A 15428-nucleotide genomic window follows, 5' to 3' on the forward strand; every position below is an offset into this window, starting at 1 on the left:
AACCCTCGTCACGGCCGCCCGGTCGAGTGTATCCGGTCGGCGCGTATCACTCCTTCCCATCGTCGTCGTCCCACGCAGCAAGCCGACGGTGGCGCTCGGCTACCTCACGGCACGCCTCGGCGTCGAGTGGGCCGTCTTCGGTGACGACCGTCACCCCGTCCGCGTGCGTGCGGTCGAACAGCGGCGCGTACGTCTCTACTCCCGCCGGCGCGTCGAACGCCGCCTGCTCGGGGTGGAACTCCTCGGTCGGCGCGACCTTGTCGCGGGCGGTGACGACGTAGACAGGAACGTCCGCGTCTGCTGCGACCAAGGCCAGCGTTCGCGTCCCGACCTTGTTCGCGACGCTCCCGTCGGCCAGCACCGCGTCCGCGCCGACGAGCGCCGCGTCGACCCGGCCCTCGGCTAGCAGCGACGCGACCGCGGAATCGGGAAGCAGCGTCACCTCACGTTCCGCTTCCGCCGCCAGCGACGCAGCCACGTTGCGCCCCTCGCCGCCCGGCGCTGATTCCGCGACGAAGATGGGGCCGTCGAGTGTTGCGAGCGCCGTCGCGACCGTCTCCGACCGCGACAGGGTGAGCACCGCGGTCGGGCCGTCGTCCCCCGCGAGTTCGCGCACGGCCGCTCGTGCGGCCCGGTCGTCGGCGGTGGCCGCGTCCACGACTGCACGGATCGCTCGGTCACGGACCGCTACGGCCGTCCGGTCGGCCTCCGCGAGGACCCGATTCACGCGCGTTGCCAGCGCGGTCATCCCAGGTCGTGCGCCCCGAAGCGTGCGAGCGACCTCTGCTAGTCGGTCCCAGTCGTCGTCGACGTCGCTCTCAGCGGCCGACCGCGACGCGGACAGCGACGCCGCCTCGTCGCGAAGCACCTCCAACGCCCGGATCGAGACGTACGACGAGCCGTGCGTCCGGTCGCTCGTGACCGTCTCGACGGTCGGCCCGACCGCGCGGTACGTCTCCCACAGCCGCGGCACCGTCTCGCGATCCAGCATCGCCGTCGGCTGGACCCACTCCGTCTCGACGAGTTCCTCGTTCGGCGTCACCGTCCGCGTCGTGCAGTCGAACAGGAACGGGTGGACAGTGAACGCACCCTCAGCGTCGTCGACAGCGATCGGGTCGCCACGTCGAACGAGCGTGAGAGACGCCGGGTCGATACCCGTCTCCTCGCGGACCTCTCGTCGCGCATCGTCGAGGGGGTCGCCGGTGTCACCCTCGACGTACCCCGAGATGCCGCCCCAGCGACCCGCGTACGTACCGACGGCGTCACTGCGGCGCACGAGGAGGACATCCGTGCCGTTGCGGCAGAAGGCGGTGACGACGTGTGCCATACGCCTCGGTCGCTCGCGGGCGACTTCGGCGTGTCGGCGGTCGTATTCGCGCTCGCGACGACCCGAGACACCGGATACGAGTACCACCATCGGCGCGTTTTTGCGCGTGACGGCCGCAGGCTCGGTATGGACCTATTCGCCGTCCCTGACCTCCCCGAGATTCGGGAGGGGGACGACCTCGCGGCGCTCATCCGCGACCGGGTCGACCTCCGACCCGACGACGTAGTGTGTGTCGCCTCGACGGTCGTCTCGAAAGCCGAGGGTCGCGCGTTCGACCTCGCGGAGTTTCCGGCGAGCCCTCGTGCGCGGGAGATCGCCGCCCACCTCTCGGACATCTCTGGTGACGAGAAGGACCCGCGATTCGCGCAAGCGGTGCTGGAGGAGTCGACGGAACTGCTGATGGACGCTCCGTTCCTGTTGACCGAGACGCGATTCGGGCACATCGGCGTCAACGCCGGTATCGACCGCTCGAACGTTCCCGACGACGACCTGCTCTTGCTCCCGAAGCGGCCCTCGGAGTCCGCCGAGCGCATCCGCGCCGAACTCCCCGCGGACCGAGTCATCGTCACCGACACCTGCGGGCGCCCGTTCCGCCACGGGCAACGTGGCGTCGCTATCGGCTGGGCGGGGATGTCGCCCGCCCGCGACTGGCGCGGCGAGGCCGACCGCGACGGCCGCGAACTCGGCGTCACCGTCGAGAACGTCGTCGACGAACTCGCCGCGGCCGCGAACCTCGTCGCCGGCGAAGGCGACGGCGGGAACCCCGTGGTCGTCGTCCGTGACTTCGAGTGGGGCGACCACGCCGAGAGCGACGCGCACTTCCGCGACGTCGAGGGCGACTTTGTCCGGCAGGCGCTCCGGGGGTGGTCGTTCGATGCGTGACGACGGCGACCAACCGGACCCGATGATCGGCATCGAACTCGCGCCCGAGCACCCGGTCGATCGAATGGTGGAGTTGGGCACGACTGCGGCGGATGCGGGCTTCGACTCGCTGTTCGTCTCCCACCACTACAACAACCGCGACGCCTTCTCGGTGCTCTCGCAGTTGGCCGCCGCGACCGACGAGGTGCGTCTCGGTCCCGGCGTCGTCAACCCGCTGGAGTTCCACCCGGTGACGCTCGCCTCGAAGGTGGCGACGCTCGACGAGGCCAGCGGCGGCCGCGCCGTCTTCGGCGTCGGCCCCGGCGACCCCTCGACGCTGCGCAACCTCGGCCTCGGCGACGACCGCGGCCTCCGCCCGGTGCTTGAGGCGTTCAAGACCGCACAGAAACTGTGGGCAGGCAAGCGTGTCGACGGCGGGTCGACGTTCGACGCCGCCGACGCGGGCCTCAACTACGAACCGCCGCAGGGCGCGGACATCCCGGTGTACGTCGGCGGCGAGGGGCCGCATATGTGCCGGATGGCGGGCAAACACGCCGACGGCCTCCTGTTCAACGGTTCTCACCCCGACGACCTCGCGTGGGCACGCGAACAGGTCGAACAGGGGAAATCGGACCGCCCAGACTCGCGCGGCGCGTTCGACCTCGCGGCGTACGCTGCCGTCAGCGTCGCCGCCGACGCCGAGGCGGCGCGGGAGGCCGCCCGGCCGCCGGTGGCGTTCATCACCGCTGGCGCCGCCCCGCCCGTGCTCCAACGCCACGGCATCGACGCCGACCGCGCGGCGACCATCGGCGACCACATCTCCGCGGGCGAGTTCTCCGAGGCGTTCGAGACGGTGACGCCCGCGATGGTCGACGCCTTCTGTATGGCCGGCGACGCCGACACCGTCGCCGACCGAATGGCAGCGGTGCTGGAACACGCGGATTCGCTGGTCGTGGGGTCGCCGCTCGGCCCGGACCTGGACGCGGCGATCGAACTCGCGGCCGAGGCGGCGACGCGGGCGACGCAGGCGACGGAGTAGCCGTCGCTCGAATCACGAGAACGGAAGAACGCGGTTCTCGACTGTTCTCGGCGCGCTACTGCTGCTCCGGCGGCCCCTCGAACCGCGCCTTGCGTGCGGGGTCGCCGATGCCGAACTCGTAGCCAAGTGCGCCCAGCGCGAGGTAGCCGAGGACGGCCGACGCACCGCCGACGAACAGCGCGCCGAACAGGAACGAGACGAACGCCAGCGGGTCCCGAAGCGCGACCTCGGTGACGAAGATGACGATGAGGTCGATGGCGCTGGTGACCAACTCGGTGATGAAGTCGATGACGGTTACCATACGCGTCGCTCGGCCCCGCGGGGACTTGAGCGTTGATGTGTCGGCGCGTTCGCCGGCGCTCGGGGGGTGCGCTCGTTGGAGTTAACCCCGCCGCGGCCCTCGCCGCGGACGTGCCCGAAGACCGCTCGCTGGACGACGCCGACTCGGACACCGACGCTGATACGGCCGCGGACGCCACCGCTCCCGCCGATGGCGACGATACCGTCGACGGCCCGCAGGTGTCGCCCGCCGACGTCGACCCCGTCGAGGCGACGCTCGACCACACGCCCGAAGGCGCGCCCTGCGCCGTCTGCGGCGAGACGGTGACGCGACGCTGGCGCGACGACGCGGGCTACGTCTGTCCCGGCTGTAAGGAGTGGTGAGTAACGAACGGCAGAACCGACCGGATCAGCGTCCGTCGCGCTCGAATCCCGCCGCCAGCGTCTCCGCCGCCAGCGACAGCACCGTCGGCCGCCCGTGTGGGCAAGCGTACGGCTGGTCGCACTCGCCGAGTCGTTCGACGAGTCTGGTCGCCGTCTCGCGGTCGAGGTCGTCGCCCGCCTTCAGCGACGGATGGCACGCCAAATCGGCGAGCAGGTCGTCGCGAAGCGTGCCCGCGCCGCCGCGCCCGCCCGACTCGCGAAGCGCGGTCGCCACCTCTCGGAGCGCCGCGGCGTCTGCAACTCGGCCTAACGGTGCGGGAACCGCGGTGACGCGATATATGCTCCCACCAAACGAGTCGACAGCGAACCCCAGTTCCGCCAGTTCCTCGCGATACGCCTCGACAGCGGCGGCCGTCGGCGGGTCGAGCGTCACCGTCTCTGCGGGGTCGAGGTCCGCGCTGGGAACGCCTTCCTCAGCCAGCGACGCCCGCAGACGCTCGAAGCTCACGCGCTCGTGGGCCGCGTGCTGGTCGACGACGAGGAGGTCGTCGCCCGCCTCGCAGACGATGTACAGGTCGCGAAAGACGCCGAGGACGGATACCTCCGCGAAGTCCGACTCTGTGCCCTCGACTGGCGCGAGCGACGAGTCCAGATCCATCGCCACCTCGCCCGACCGCCGGAGGTCCGCCGTCGTCAGCGCTTCCCGGACGCCCGTCTCGACCGCCTCGGCGACCGCATCGCCGCCGCGGACGACGACGCGCGCCTTCGCCGGGTGGACGTTCGCGTCGACGGCCCACGGCGGGAGGTCGAGACGGACGGCCGCGACGGGTTCTCGGTCACCGGGCAGGAGACTACCGTACGCTCGCGACACCGCCTTGCGGAGGTCGTCGTTGTCGACCGGGCGACCGTTGACGGCGACGTGGACGTGGTCACGACTCGCGCGCGTCGTCGAAGGATAACAGAGGCGGCCCTCGACCGCGAGGTCTGCGGAACGACCCGCGAGGTCGACGCCGACGCGGTGACTGAACGCCGTCGACTCGCCGCCCGTCTCGCGGCCGTACAGCGCCACCAGCACGTCCTGCGTTCCCGTTCCGGGCGTCGACAGCGTCTCGCGGCCGTCGTGGGTCAGCGAGAACGCGACCGCAGGCGCGGCCAGCGCGTACGCCGTCAGGAGTTCGGAGACGCGCCCGAACTCCCGCGCGGGCGACGCCAGCGACTCCTTGCGGGCCGGGCGGTCGCCGAACAGGTCGGTGACGGTGACGGTCGTGCCTCGGGCGCGGCCTGCGTCCGAGACGGTCTTCTCGCCGTCCCCGACAGTCACGCGGGTCCCCACGTCGCCGCCGTCGTTCGTCATCAGTTCGAGCGTGCCCGCGTCGGCGACGGCCGAGAGCGCCTCTCCGCGGAAGCCGAGCGTCGTCGCCGCCGTCAGGTCGTCGGCCGCACGTATCTTGCTGGTCGTGTGCGGGTCGACCGCGCGGACGGCGTCTGCGCGAGCCATTCCGTGGCCGTCGTCGGAGACGCGGATGCGTTCGGTGCCGTCGCCCGCAACCGCCACCTCGACGCGGTCGGCGTCGGCGTCGAGGGCGTTCTCGACCAACTCCGCGACGACGCGGGCCGGACGGGTGACGACCTCGCCGGCGGCGATGCGTTCGACGGTCGCCTGCGAGAGTTCGCGGACCTCGCGGGTCACGGTCGCTCACCCGCGTCGCCGGCGGTGTCGGTCCCACTCCCTGCTTCCTCCGCACGCTGTTGGAGGTCGTGAAGCACGTTCAACGCCTCTAGGGGCGTCGTCTCCGCCAGCGACAGGTTGCGCAGATCCGCGAGGAGGGCGGTGACTGCGTCGTCGACTTCGCGAGTGTCGGCGTTCGCGACGGCGCGGTCGTCGGGGTCGGTGTGCCCGTTCGTTGCCACCTCGTCGAGCGTCCGCTGGGGCGTCGAGTCGGCGTTCCCGCCGTCGTCGCCGTCCGTCACCGCCACGGCGTCGCGGTCCGCGTCCACGAGGTCGTGTGCCCGCGCGACGACCGACTCGGGGATGCCGGCCAACTGCGCCACCTCGACGCCGTACGACGAGGAGGCAGGCCCCCCGCGGATTCGGTGGAGGAACGTCACCTCGCCGTCGCGTTCGGTCGCCGCGAAGTGGCGGTTCACCACGCGGTCGTACTCGTCGGCCAGGTCCGTGAGACCGTGATAGTGGGTCGCGAACAGCGTGGTCGCGCCCGCCTCGTCGTGGAGGAACTCGACGGCGGCGCGGGCGATGGCTCGGCCGTCCGTGGTCGCCGTCCCGCGGCCCACCTCGTCGAGGAGCACCAGCGAGTCGGGCGTGGCGTCGTGGAGGACGTCGGTGAGTTCGCGCATCTCGCGCATGAACGTCGATTCGCCGCCCGCGATGTCGTCGCTCGCGCCGACGCGGGTGAACACCCGGTCGACGACCGGCAGGCGGGCAGAGTCGGCGGGGACGAACGACCCCGCCTGCGCGAGAACGACTGCGAGTGCGACCTGCCGCATGTACGTCGACTTCCCGCTCATATTCGGCCCCGTGACGACCGCGACAGTGCCCCGTGGGAGGGCGGCGTCGTTGGGCACGAACTCGGCGGCCGTCTCCTCGACGACCGGGTGCCGCGATCGGGTCAGGTGGAGGCCGTCAGCGCCCATCTCCGGGCGGACGTAGTCGCGGTCGACGGCGACGGTCGCCAGCGCCGCCAGCGCGTCCACGCGGGCGATGGCGTCCGCCAGCGCTGCGATGCGGTCGGAGTCGGCGGCGACCGTCTCGCGCAGGTCGACGAACAACTCGTACTCCATCGCGTCCGCTCGCTCCTCCGCGCCGAGGATCTCGTCCTCGCGGCGCTTCAGTTCGGGCGTGTAGAACCGCTCGGAGTTCTTTAGCGTCTGCCGGCGGGTGTAGTCGTCGGGCACCTTGTCCAACTGCCCGTTCGTCACCTCGATGTAGTAGCCGTGGACCTGATTGTAGCCGACCTCCAGATTGTCGATTCCGGTGCGCTCACGCTCGCCTGCCTCCAGATTGGCGACCCACTCGCGGCCCTCGCGCGCCGTCTCGCGCACGTCGTCGAGGTCCGCGTCGTAGCCCGCGCGGATCACCCCGCCCTCGGTTATCTCCTGGGGCGGGTCCTCGACGACGGCGGCGTCGATAGTCTCTCGGAGGTCAGCGAGGGGGTCCAGATCGTCGCGAAGACCCGCCAGCGCGTCGACTCCGTCGAGTGCCTCCCGAATCTCAGGTACGGCCGCGAGAGTGTCGTGGAGTGAGCGGAGGTCGCGGGCGTTTGCCCGCCCGCGCGACACGCGACCGGCGAGGCGTTCGAGGTCGTAGGCGGCCGACAGCGCCGCACGCACGTCCTCGCGGACCAACGTTCGCTCGGTGAACGCCGCGACCGCGTCGTGTCGGGCCTCGATCCGCTCCTGTTCCACGAGCGGTCGCCGGAGCCACGCCCGCAGGCGTCGTCGCCCGAGCGCCGACCGCGTCTCGTCTATCGTCTCGAACAGCGTGCGCCCGGAGCCGACGTGATTCTCGAACAGTTCCAGCCCTCGCAACGCAGTCGCGTCGAGGCGAAGCGAGCGCCGGGGGTCGTACCGGCGGACGCGCTGGACGTAGCCCAGGGGACCGTCGTCGCCCTGCGTGTACTCGGCGTACGCGAGCAGCGCCCCCGCCGCGACTCGCTCGCTCGGGTCGAAGCGGTTGGGGTCGGCGTAGGCGGCGAGGCGGTCGCGGGCGGCGTCGGGCGCGAAGCTGTCCGGATCGCGGGCGGTCGTCATACAGTCGACGCCGTCGACGACTTCGGAGGATACGTCGGGGCCGGTCAGGAGTTCCGCGGGTGCGACCCGTGCGAGTTCCTCGTCGACGGCGGCGGCGTCACCGGCGGTGACGGCGCACTCGCCGGTGGAGACGTCGACGTACGCGAGGCCGTAGGTGGAGTCGTCGCCAGTACCGTCGCTCGCGCCGTCGTCGGACTCGTCACCCTCCCCGCGAGCGACGCACGCGACGTAGGTGTTCGATCCCTCGGTCAGCAGTTCCTCCTCGACGACGGTACCGGGAGTAAGTACCTGCGTCACCGCGCGGTCGACGAGGCCGGACGCCTCCTCAGGGTCCTCCACCTGGTCGGCGACGGCGACGCGGTAGTCGGCGTCGAGGAGACGGCTGAGGTACTTCGGCGCGTTGTCGACGGGGACGCCGCAGGCGGTGTAGGTGCCGGTGGAGTCCTCACGCTCGATGCGGGTGAGTTCACAGATGCGGGCCACTTCGTCGGCGGCCTCGCAGAAGGCCTTGTAGAAGTCGCCGACGCGAAACAGGACGACGCAGTCGTCGTACGCCTCGGCCACGTCGACGTACTGGGCGAGCATCGGCGTCAACTCCTCGCGGCGCTGTCGCATCGTCGCCGGCGCTCCCGTCACCATTGCTTGTTCGACGGGGGGCCGGCGAGCGGCGAAAGGGTTTCGCCCGCGTTCGGTCGGACCGAACTATGGGCGCTTCGCTCGAATCAGAACGCGAAGTCTGCGTCGTCGCCGTCGGCGTCCCAGTCCCAGTGATCCGGAGTCAGCCGCGTCGACGACCGCCGGACGCTCTCGGCGTCGAGACGCTCGGCGTACGCGAAGCCGTACGTCGGTGGATCGTACTCGCCGGGGTCGACCAGCGACTCGTTCTTGCGGAAGCGTCGGGCGACGAGAAGGACGGGCGTGCCGCCGGCGGCGACGCCATCCACCTCGCGCAGTTCCTCCAGTCGGTACCACTGCGGCAGGCGCTCGCGCAGGCGGGTCCCGAAGCGGGTGTCGCGGAACCGGCCCGCCACGCGGAGCGCGAGCGTGCCGTTCTCCGCCAGCCACTCGCTCGCCCGCTCAACGTACAGCGCGGAGGTGTCGTAGGTGTAGTGGGCCGTCTCGTAGTCGGCGTACGACTCGCTCAGCGGCCCCTCGGCTACGTCGCGCCGGAGCGTCGTCGGCGGTGCGCCGACCACGAAGCCGTAGTCATCGCGGGCGAGTGGCTCCGGGTCGTGGCTCCGAACGAGCGGGTCGGTACAGTACACGGGCAGCGACGCCAGCGTGTAGTCGCCGTCCTCCCACCGCGCGTCGCGGTAGTCGCCGAGCAGTCGGAGGAGCAGGCGCGTCTCCGTCACGCGACACGCCAGCGGGTCGGGACTCGCGCCGGTCAGTCGCTCGTGAACGGCCCGAAGCCGCTCGCTCGGGTCTGCGTCGGCCAGTCGCTCGCGCAGACGGTCGGTGGCCGCGAGTAGGTATCGCCCGTCTCCGACGGCAGGGTCCAACAGGTCTGCGTCGGCGGCGTCGATGTCGGCGTCGGCTGTGTAGCCCGCGCTGTCGAGGAGTGCCGTGGGGAGGGGGTCGTCGTCACTGCCGTCGGCGTCGCTCGCGCCCGCTACGTCGAGGCCGGGCGGGTCGACGACCGCGAGCAGTCGGTCGTAGGCGGCGGCCGCTCGCTCGGGGTCGGCGTCGAACGAGAAGTGGTCCAGATACCACACCGTCCGCGAGAGCGCCTCGGCCACGCCCTCGTCGTCGAGTGCCCACTCGGCGAGGTCCGGGGCACGGCGGTCGTACACCGCCGTAACTCGCTCGCGGGCCAACGTCAGCAAGTCACCCGCGTCGCGGTCGACGCCCAGTTGCTCGGCGGCCGACTCGAACCGCTCGACGGCGTCGCCGGTGAGCGTCTCGTCGAGTAGGTCTGCACCCGACAGCGCCCGGACGACGAGCACCTCCTCTACCAACTGGAACGCGACGACGCGGGCGAACGCACGGCGGTTCTCCGACGGCGTGAAGCCGGTGCGCCCGGCCCCGCGGACCCACGTCCCGTACGCGGCTCTGAGGGTTCGTGCGTCGACGTGTACACGCTCGTGGGCTAGCAGTCGCCGTCGCGCGGGACCGGTGTCCGTCTCGTCGCCGTCGCCACGACGGGCGGCCGCGACCTCGTCGCGCAGTTCCTCGGCGCGGTCGTCGAACCCCGAAATCTCCTCGGCGAGACGTTCCTGTGTGTCGGCGACGGCGGGTGTGAGCAGGTCGGTGACACAGTCTCGGAGCGTCCCCACCAGTGTCTCCAACCCGTCGTCGTCGGCGACGGTCCGACGCTCGGGCGTGTCGAACGTCTCGTAGCGGTCGGCCGCCGACAGGTCCACCGCGCGCAACGCCGTGAGTTTCGCGACGGCGATCTGTTGACCGGGCCGGAGCGTCTGCGAGAGCGGTCCCTCCCGCCCGGCGGCGATGACCTCGGCCATCGGTATCTCCGTGTGTAGCGTCGCGTCGACGCCGGCGACAGACCGAACGTCTTCGGCCTCCGCGGCCTCTGCGGCGGCCTCTGCGCCCAGTCGCTCGAACACGAGCAGGCGGTCGACGCCGCCCGCGACGACGTACTGGACGTACGGCGCATCGGCGGCGGCCTCGAACGCCGCGACGACCGCTGCGCCAACGTCTGTCTCGCCGCGCCCGGCCGCCGCGAACGTGACCACGACCGCGCCGTCGTCGCCGCGAAAACGGACCACTCGCTCGTCGACTTCGTAGGCGTCGGCGTCGTAGCCGAGGACGTCACCGAACAGCGTCTCCGACAGCGCGGCCGCTACCGCGGGTACATCTGCGTCGCCGTCGAGCGCCGCCTCTCCTCGGTCGACGGCCTCGACGGCACGTTCGACGAACCCCTCTCCGTACGCTCCGCGTGATCGTCTCGACATTGCTCGTCTCGAATCGGGTATCTGTCCCGATGGGAGGTACGTAACCCTTTCTCCGTCGTGCGGTCTACCAGTTGTGCGGCTGACACGCTCGGCCGCCGCCGCGCCGCCAACGGCCGCACGTTCCACCCGAAACCAACGGGTTCGCTCCGGAGGCGTCTATATCGGCGACGAGCGTCCGGTAGCGATCTGGAGACGGTGTTCGTCGCGCCACGTTCGCGCGCGGTTCGGTGTGTGAAGTGACCACGGGCGGCAGAGTTAGGTCCGTCGGGTTCGTGACGTGGGTTGTGAACGACACCCAGACAGCCCGCTGCCGGGTGTATTCTCTCGCCTGCGGGGTGTGGCACGCGTGAGCGACGCCGAAACCGAGGCCGAATCCGACGTCGACGCGGAGGCGGAGGCCGTCTCCGAGGACCGCACGCCGTTGCCCGTCGGCGAGGCCTCCGACCTCGTCGACCGCGTCGCCGACAACGTCGCGACGGTCATCGTCGGCAACGACGCCGCCGTCGAGCACATCCTCGTGACGGTACTCGCCCGCGGCCACCTCCTGCTGGAAGACGTCCCCGGCGTCGGCAAGACGATGCTGGCGCGGTCGCTCGCGAAGTCCGTCGACTGCGAGTTCAAGCGCGTCCAGTTCACGCCCGACCTCCTGCCGTCGGACGTGACCGGCATCAACGTGTACAACCAGAAGTCCGGCGAGTTCGAGTTCAGACCCGGTCCCGTCTTCGCGAACATCGTCCTCGGCGACGAGATCAACCGTGCGCCGCCGAAGACCCAGTCGGCCCTGTTGGAGGCGATGGAGGAGCAACAGGTAACCGTCGACGGCGTCACCAGAGAACTTCCGAACCCCTTCACCGTCATCGCGACCCAGAACGACGTGGAACCGGGGCGGACGTACGAACTCCCTCTCGCAGAGATCGACCGCTTCATGAAGAAACTCCGCTTGGGCTACCCCGACCACGCCGACGAGTCGGAGATGCTCGCCCGCACCGCCGGTGAACACCCCATCGAGTCGTTGGAGGCGGTGGCGACCACCGAGGAACTGCGGCGCGCCCGCGAGACTGTCGGCGAGGTGGCCGTCTCCGAACCCGTCCGCGACTACGTCACCGACCTCGCCACCTACACCCGCGAACACGCCCAACTCGGCGTCAGCCCCCGCGGCAGCATCGCCCTCGTGCGCGCCTCACAGGCCCGCGCCGTCCTCGAAGGTCGCGACTACGTCGTCCCCGACGACGTGCAGACGGAGGTCGCCTCCGTGTTCGCCCACCGTGTGCGCCCCCGCACCGGGAGCGAGTCCGGCCTCGACGTGGTCGAAGACGCCCTCTCGTCGGTGACAGTCGAGTAGTTATGCGGCTCACGCGACGCGGAAAAGCCGTCGTCGGCGTCGTCGTCGTTGCGATGCTATCGGGTATCGCCTACGGCCCCCGCTCGCTCAACGCCGCGGTCGTCCCCGCACTCGTCGCCCTCACGGCAGCGTACCTCCAACTCCGCTGGGCGGACCCACCGGTCGCCCGCCGGGAGGTTCCCCCGGACGACCACGTCGGCCGCACGTACACGACGCGGCTGCTCTTCGGCGACCGCGACGGTCCTCGACCGGACCCCGACGAGGGGATGGAGCGGCCCTTCCGCGGCCGCGTCCGCGAACAGGTCGAGGACGGCGTCACCGCCGACCGCCTCGTCTTCGAGACGGTCGTCGGCGCGGCCCCTATTGAGTACGACCTCACCTATGAGGCGCGCGGTCGCCACCGCCTCGGCCCCGCCGAGGTGACCGCCCGCGACGTCCTCGGCCTCGCAGAGACGGACCTGTCTACCTCGGAGACCGCGGAGGTGCTCGTCTACCCCGAAGTGCACGCTATCGCGGGGTGGGCCCGCAGAGACCTTCGATCCCTGCACGAGACGGGCATCCACGAGGAGCGCCGCGAGTTCGACCGCCTCCGTGAGTACGCCCCCGGCGATTCACTGCGCGACGTCCACTGGAAGTCGACGGCCAAGCGCGACGACCTCATCGTGAAGGAGTTCTCCGCGGAGGCGCAGACGGAAGCCGTCTCCATCGCCGCCGGTGCCGCCGCCGCACCCGGCGCGGCCGACGGGATGGCCGAGACGACCGCGAGTCTCGCGCTCGCACTCGTCGAAGACGGCGTGCCCGTGGACGTTCGCCTGCCGGACGGGACGCTCGCGGTCGGCCCCGAACGCGGGAGTCAGGTGCGGATGCTCGAACGCCTCGCGGTGATCGGTCCCGGCCGTGTCGCCTCCGACGACGCCGACATCACGGTGTACGGCGAGGCCGACGGCGTCGCCGTCACGGTCGGCGAACGCGAGATGCGCTTCGAGGAGTTCCGCGACGACCGCCCGGCGACGTACGGGGTCTCCCGACCCGACCCCCGCGCCGAGCGTGAAGATGAGACGCGGGAGGTGACCGTATGAGCACGCCCATCGGCGACCGCTTCGGCGGTCTCGGCGGTGGCGGCGACACTGACCGCTCCCGCGACGGCCGAAAGCCCGACCGGAAGACGTCTCGCTTCTCACTGGTGGGAGCCGTCCGCCGCCCGCCCGCCGTCGGCGTCGTCCTCGCGATGGCGTCGTTCCTCGCAGTGTTCTACCACGTCGTCGACGTGGTCGGCGGCGCGACGTTCCTACTGATGGAGGTGACGGCCGTGGTCATCGTCGCGGTGTGGCTGGGTGGCTTCCTCCAGGAGCGAACTGCGCTCCTCCTCACCGGCGTCGGGTTCGCGCTGGCGCTCGGTGGCTACTTCCTGTCGGTGCCGCCGTCGGCGCGTGCGCTGTTCACCGTCGGGCGCGTCGTCGCCGACGTATTCGCCCTGCTGTCGGGGCTGTCGGTGCTGCGACTGCTCAACGCGGGCGCGTGGGCGCTGTTTCTCGTCCCCATCCCGACGTTCTTGGCGACGTACCTGCTGGTGCGCCGCCGGTACGTCGGCGCGGCGACGGTGGCGGCGGCGACGACGGGTTTCTTCTTGCTGACGGGCGACGCCGACCCGTGGGTGGGACTGGCCGCGGCGGTCGGCCTCACTGTCGCCGTGGGCTTCGCCGGCCTCGACGCCTCCGGGATGCGCGGGATGCTCGCCCAGTGGGACACGCTGGCGGTGGTCATTGCCGTGATGGTCGTCACCACTACCGTCGTCACCGCGGTCCCCGGTGCTGGGTCCAACCCCGCGCTCCCCGGCGGCGCCTCCCCGAGCGTCGAGTCGAGTCTCGTCACCAACGCCGACTCGGTCGGCGTTCTTGGCTCCATCCGCCTCTCGCCGGAGGTTCGATTCACCGTCCAAGCGGAGTCGGGCGAGTACTGGCGCGTCGGCTCCTACGACCGCTACACCGGCAGTGGCTGGGTCCGCACCGGCGACGCCAGTCCGTACACCGACTCGTCGCTCGGCGGGCCACCGGGCGAGAGCGAGCGCCTCGTCCAGCAGGTGACCGTCAAGAGCCAACTCGACGCGGTGCCGGCGGCGTGGAAGCCGGTCCAACTCCGCGGGCGCGTCGCCGACACCGCGCAGGTGACTGACCACGACGGCCTCCGCGCGGGGACGACCCTGCTCGCGAACGACACCTACACGGTCGTCAGCGAACGCCCGCGGGCGACGACCCGCGACCTCCGGCGCGCGGGGACGGACTACCCCACGGCGGTCAGTTCACGGTACACGCAACTGCCGTCGAGTACACCCGACCGCGTCGGCGAGCGCACGACCGAGGTGTTACAGCAGGCAGACGCCAGCAACCCCTACGACGCGGCCGTCGCCATCGAGCGCTACCTCGAACGCACCAAAGAGTACTCGCTGGACGTGCCGAACCCGCAGGGGAACGTCGCCGACCGCTTCCTCTTCGAGATGGACGCGGGCTACTGCGTCTACTACGCGACGACGATGGTGACGATGCTGCGCACGCAGGGCGTGCCCGCGCGGTTCGTCGTCGGCTACACGTCCGGCCAACAGGTCGCAGAAGACGAGTGGGTCGTGCGCGGCCTCGACTCTCACGCGTGGGTCGAGGTGTACTTCCCCGACCACGGCTGGGTTCGGTTCGACCCGACGCCCGCCGGCCCGCGTCAGGCGGCCGAGCAGTCCGCCGTCGACACCGCCCGCGCGGAGGGAGCAGAGAACGTCGACGTCAACGGCTCCGAGGACAGCACCTACGAGACGGCGACGCCGACGGAGGCTGCCGGGACGACGCCCACGGGGCAGACGCCCGACATCGGTGCGATCAACCCCGGCCAAGACGAGTTCGGGAACGTCACCGGCATCGCCACCGCGGGCGACGGCCTCACCGCGAACGTGACGCAGGCGGGCGCGGGCGGCGGCGACGGCTCCGGCGAGGATACGGTCTGGACGCCCACGCGCGACGACGTCGCCGTCGGCGCGGCCGCACTCGTCGGACTGATCGCTGGCGCGCGCCGCTTCGGCGTGACCGGACGCGCCAAGCGGACGTGGTGGCTCCTCCGGCAGTCGCGCGTCGACCCCGCAACCGACGCCGAACGCGCGTTCCGCCGCCTGGAGTACCTCGCAGCGGTCGTCTACCGGCCGCGTCGACCCGGCGAGACGCCGCGACAGTTCGTCGAGGCGCTCTCGCGAGAGCGGTTCGGAGAGCGTGCGCAGACGGTCGCAAACGCGTACGAACACGCCCGCTACGGCCGCGGCGTCGACGCTGACGAGGCACGCGACGCAATCGACGCCGTCGACGACCTCGTCCGCCAACACGCGCCCGTCCTCCGGCGACTCGGCGGGGCGGGCAAGCCCTCGTAGCGTCGCTGCCGGCCGGTCGACGCCTCACGTTCGGGTGGGACGACCCGAATCCGGCGACGAAGTGCAGTTCGCGTGCGAACACCCGACAGGATTTAATATGGCGCTCTTGTACG

At 71.1% G+C, this 15428-nt stretch carries 11 protein-coding genes; 6 read left to right on the forward strand and 5 right to left on the reverse strand.

Annotation, left to right across the window (positions count from 1 at the left end; genetic code table 11):
- Positions 1-46: 46 nt before the first annotated feature.
- Positions 47-1327, reverse strand: a complete 1281-nt coding sequence (locus P0D77_RS03810) for an eIF2B alpha/beta/delta subunit family protein (protein WP_277554855.1) — start codon at positions 1325-1327, stop codon at positions 47-49.
- A 126-nt stretch (positions 1328-1453) separates the two neighbouring features.
- On the opposite strand from P0D77_RS03810, the gene P0D77_RS03815 reads away from it, so the two are divergent.
- Both P0D77_RS03815 and P0D77_RS03820 read left to right on the forward strand, forming a co-directional pair.
- Positions 1454-2209: a coenzyme F420-0:L-glutamate ligase gene (locus P0D77_RS03815; RefSeq protein ID WP_277554856.1), complete on the forward strand. Its 756-nt coding sequence runs from the start codon at positions 1454-1456 to the stop codon at positions 2207-2209.
- A gap of 22 nt (positions 2210-2231) precedes the next feature.
- Positions 2232-3227: a 5,10-methylenetetrahydromethanopterin reductase gene (locus P0D77_RS03820; RefSeq protein ID WP_277555736.1), complete on the forward strand. Its 996-nt coding sequence runs from the start codon at positions 2232-2234 to the stop codon at positions 3225-3227.
- A gap of 55 nt (positions 3228-3282) precedes the next feature.
- Here the strand turns inward: P0D77_RS03820 and P0D77_RS03825 are convergent, their stop codons facing one another.
- Complete coding sequence (locus P0D77_RS03825) at positions 3283-3528, reverse strand: DUF8024 family protein (protein WP_277554857.1); 246 nt, start codon at positions 3526-3528, stop codon at positions 3283-3285.
- A gap of 35 nt (positions 3529-3563) precedes the next feature.
- Here P0D77_RS03825 and P0D77_RS03830 point away from each other — a divergent pair, with 35 nt between their 5' ends.
- Positions 3564-3890 carry a DUF7573 domain-containing protein gene (locus P0D77_RS03830; protein WP_277554858.1) on the forward strand — a complete coding sequence of 109 codons (327 nt, stop codon included), beginning with the start codon at positions 3564-3566 and terminating at the stop codon, positions 3888-3890.
- A 25-nt stretch (positions 3891-3915) separates the two neighbouring features.
- Here the strand turns inward: P0D77_RS03830 and mutL are convergent, their stop codons facing one another.
- The 3 genes from mutL to P0D77_RS03845 form a co-directional block, all read right to left on the reverse strand.
- Positions 3916-5580: a DNA mismatch repair endonuclease MutL gene (mutL, locus tag P0D77_RS03835; protein WP_277554859.1), complete on the reverse strand. Its 1665-nt coding sequence runs from the start codon at positions 5578-5580 to the stop codon at positions 3916-3918.
- The gene (gene mutS, locus P0D77_RS03840) at positions 5577-8297 is read right to left on the reverse strand and encodes a DNA mismatch repair protein MutS (protein WP_277554860.1); all 2721 of its coding nucleotides are present in this window, start codon (positions 8295-8297) and stop codon (positions 5577-5579) included. The genes mutL and mutS overlap by 4 nt, the downstream gene beginning before the upstream one ends.
- An 83-nt stretch (positions 8298-8380) precedes the next feature.
- Positions 8381-10570 (reverse strand): hypothetical protein, encoded by a 2190-nt coding sequence (locus P0D77_RS03845; RefSeq protein WP_277554861.1) that lies wholly within the window; start codon positions 10568-10570, stop codon positions 8381-8383.
- Between the two features lie 346 nt (positions 10571-10916).
- Between P0D77_RS03845 and P0D77_RS03850 the strand changes: the two genes are divergently transcribed.
- From P0D77_RS03850 to P0D77_RS03860, 3 genes are read left to right on the forward strand one after another with little or no spacing between them, the layout of a single operon-like run.
- Positions 10917-11912 carry an AAA family ATPase gene (locus P0D77_RS03850; protein WP_432764823.1) on the forward strand — a complete coding sequence of 332 codons (996 nt, stop codon included), beginning with the start codon at positions 10917-10919 and terminating at the stop codon, positions 11910-11912.
- A 2-nt stretch (positions 11913-11914) separates the two neighbouring features.
- Positions 11915-12991, forward strand: coding sequence for a DUF58 domain-containing protein (locus P0D77_RS03855; protein WP_277554862.1), 1077 nt, complete (start codon positions 11915-11917; stop codon positions 12989-12991).
- Entirely contained in the window at positions 12988-15315 is a 2328-nt protein-coding gene (locus P0D77_RS03860) for a transglutaminase TgpA family protein (RefSeq protein ID WP_277554863.1), read from the forward strand. The genes P0D77_RS03855 and P0D77_RS03860 overlap by 4 nt, the downstream gene beginning before the upstream one ends.
- Positions 15316-15428: the final 113 nt, after the last annotated feature.

It is taken from the genome of Halobaculum limi, assembly GCF_029490015.1.
Classification (GTDB): domain Archaea; phylum Halobacteriota; class Halobacteria; order Halobacteriales; family Haloferacaceae; genus Halobaculum; species Halobaculum limi.

Coding starts and splice junctions, on each gene's coding strand:
- P0D77_RS03830 (WP_277554858.1), top strand. CDS start 3,564: ATGTGTCGGCGCGTTCGCCGGCGCTCGGGGGGTGCGCTCGTTGGAGTT.
- P0D77_RS03815 (WP_277554856.1), top strand. CDS start 1,454: ATGGACCTATTCGCCGTCCCTGACCTCCCCGAGATTCGGGAGGGGGAC.
- P0D77_RS03810 (WP_277554855.1), bottom strand. CDS start 1,327: ATGGCACACGTCGTCACCGCCTTCTGCCGCAACGGCACGGATGTCCTC.
- mutS (WP_277554860.1), bottom strand. CDS start 8,297: ATGGTGACGGGAGCGCCGGCGACGATGCGACAGCGCCGCGAGGAGTTG.
- P0D77_RS03820 (WP_277555736.1), top strand. CDS start 2,232: ATGATCGGCATCGAACTCGCGCCCGAGCACCCGGTCGATCGAATGGTG.
- P0D77_RS03855 (WP_277554862.1), top strand. CDS start 11,915: ATGCGGCTCACGCGACGCGGAAAAGCCGTCGTCGGCGTCGTCGTCGTT.
- P0D77_RS03845 (WP_277554861.1), bottom strand. CDS start 10,570: ATGTCGAGACGATCACGCGGAGCGTACGGAGAGGGGTTCGTCGAACGT.
- P0D77_RS03825 (WP_277554857.1), bottom strand. CDS start 3,528: ATGGTAACCGTCATCGACTTCATCACCGAGTTGGTCACCAGCGCCATC.
- P0D77_RS03860 (WP_277554863.1), top strand. CDS start 12,988: ATGAGCACGCCCATCGGCGACCGCTTCGGCGGTCTCGGCGGTGGCGGC.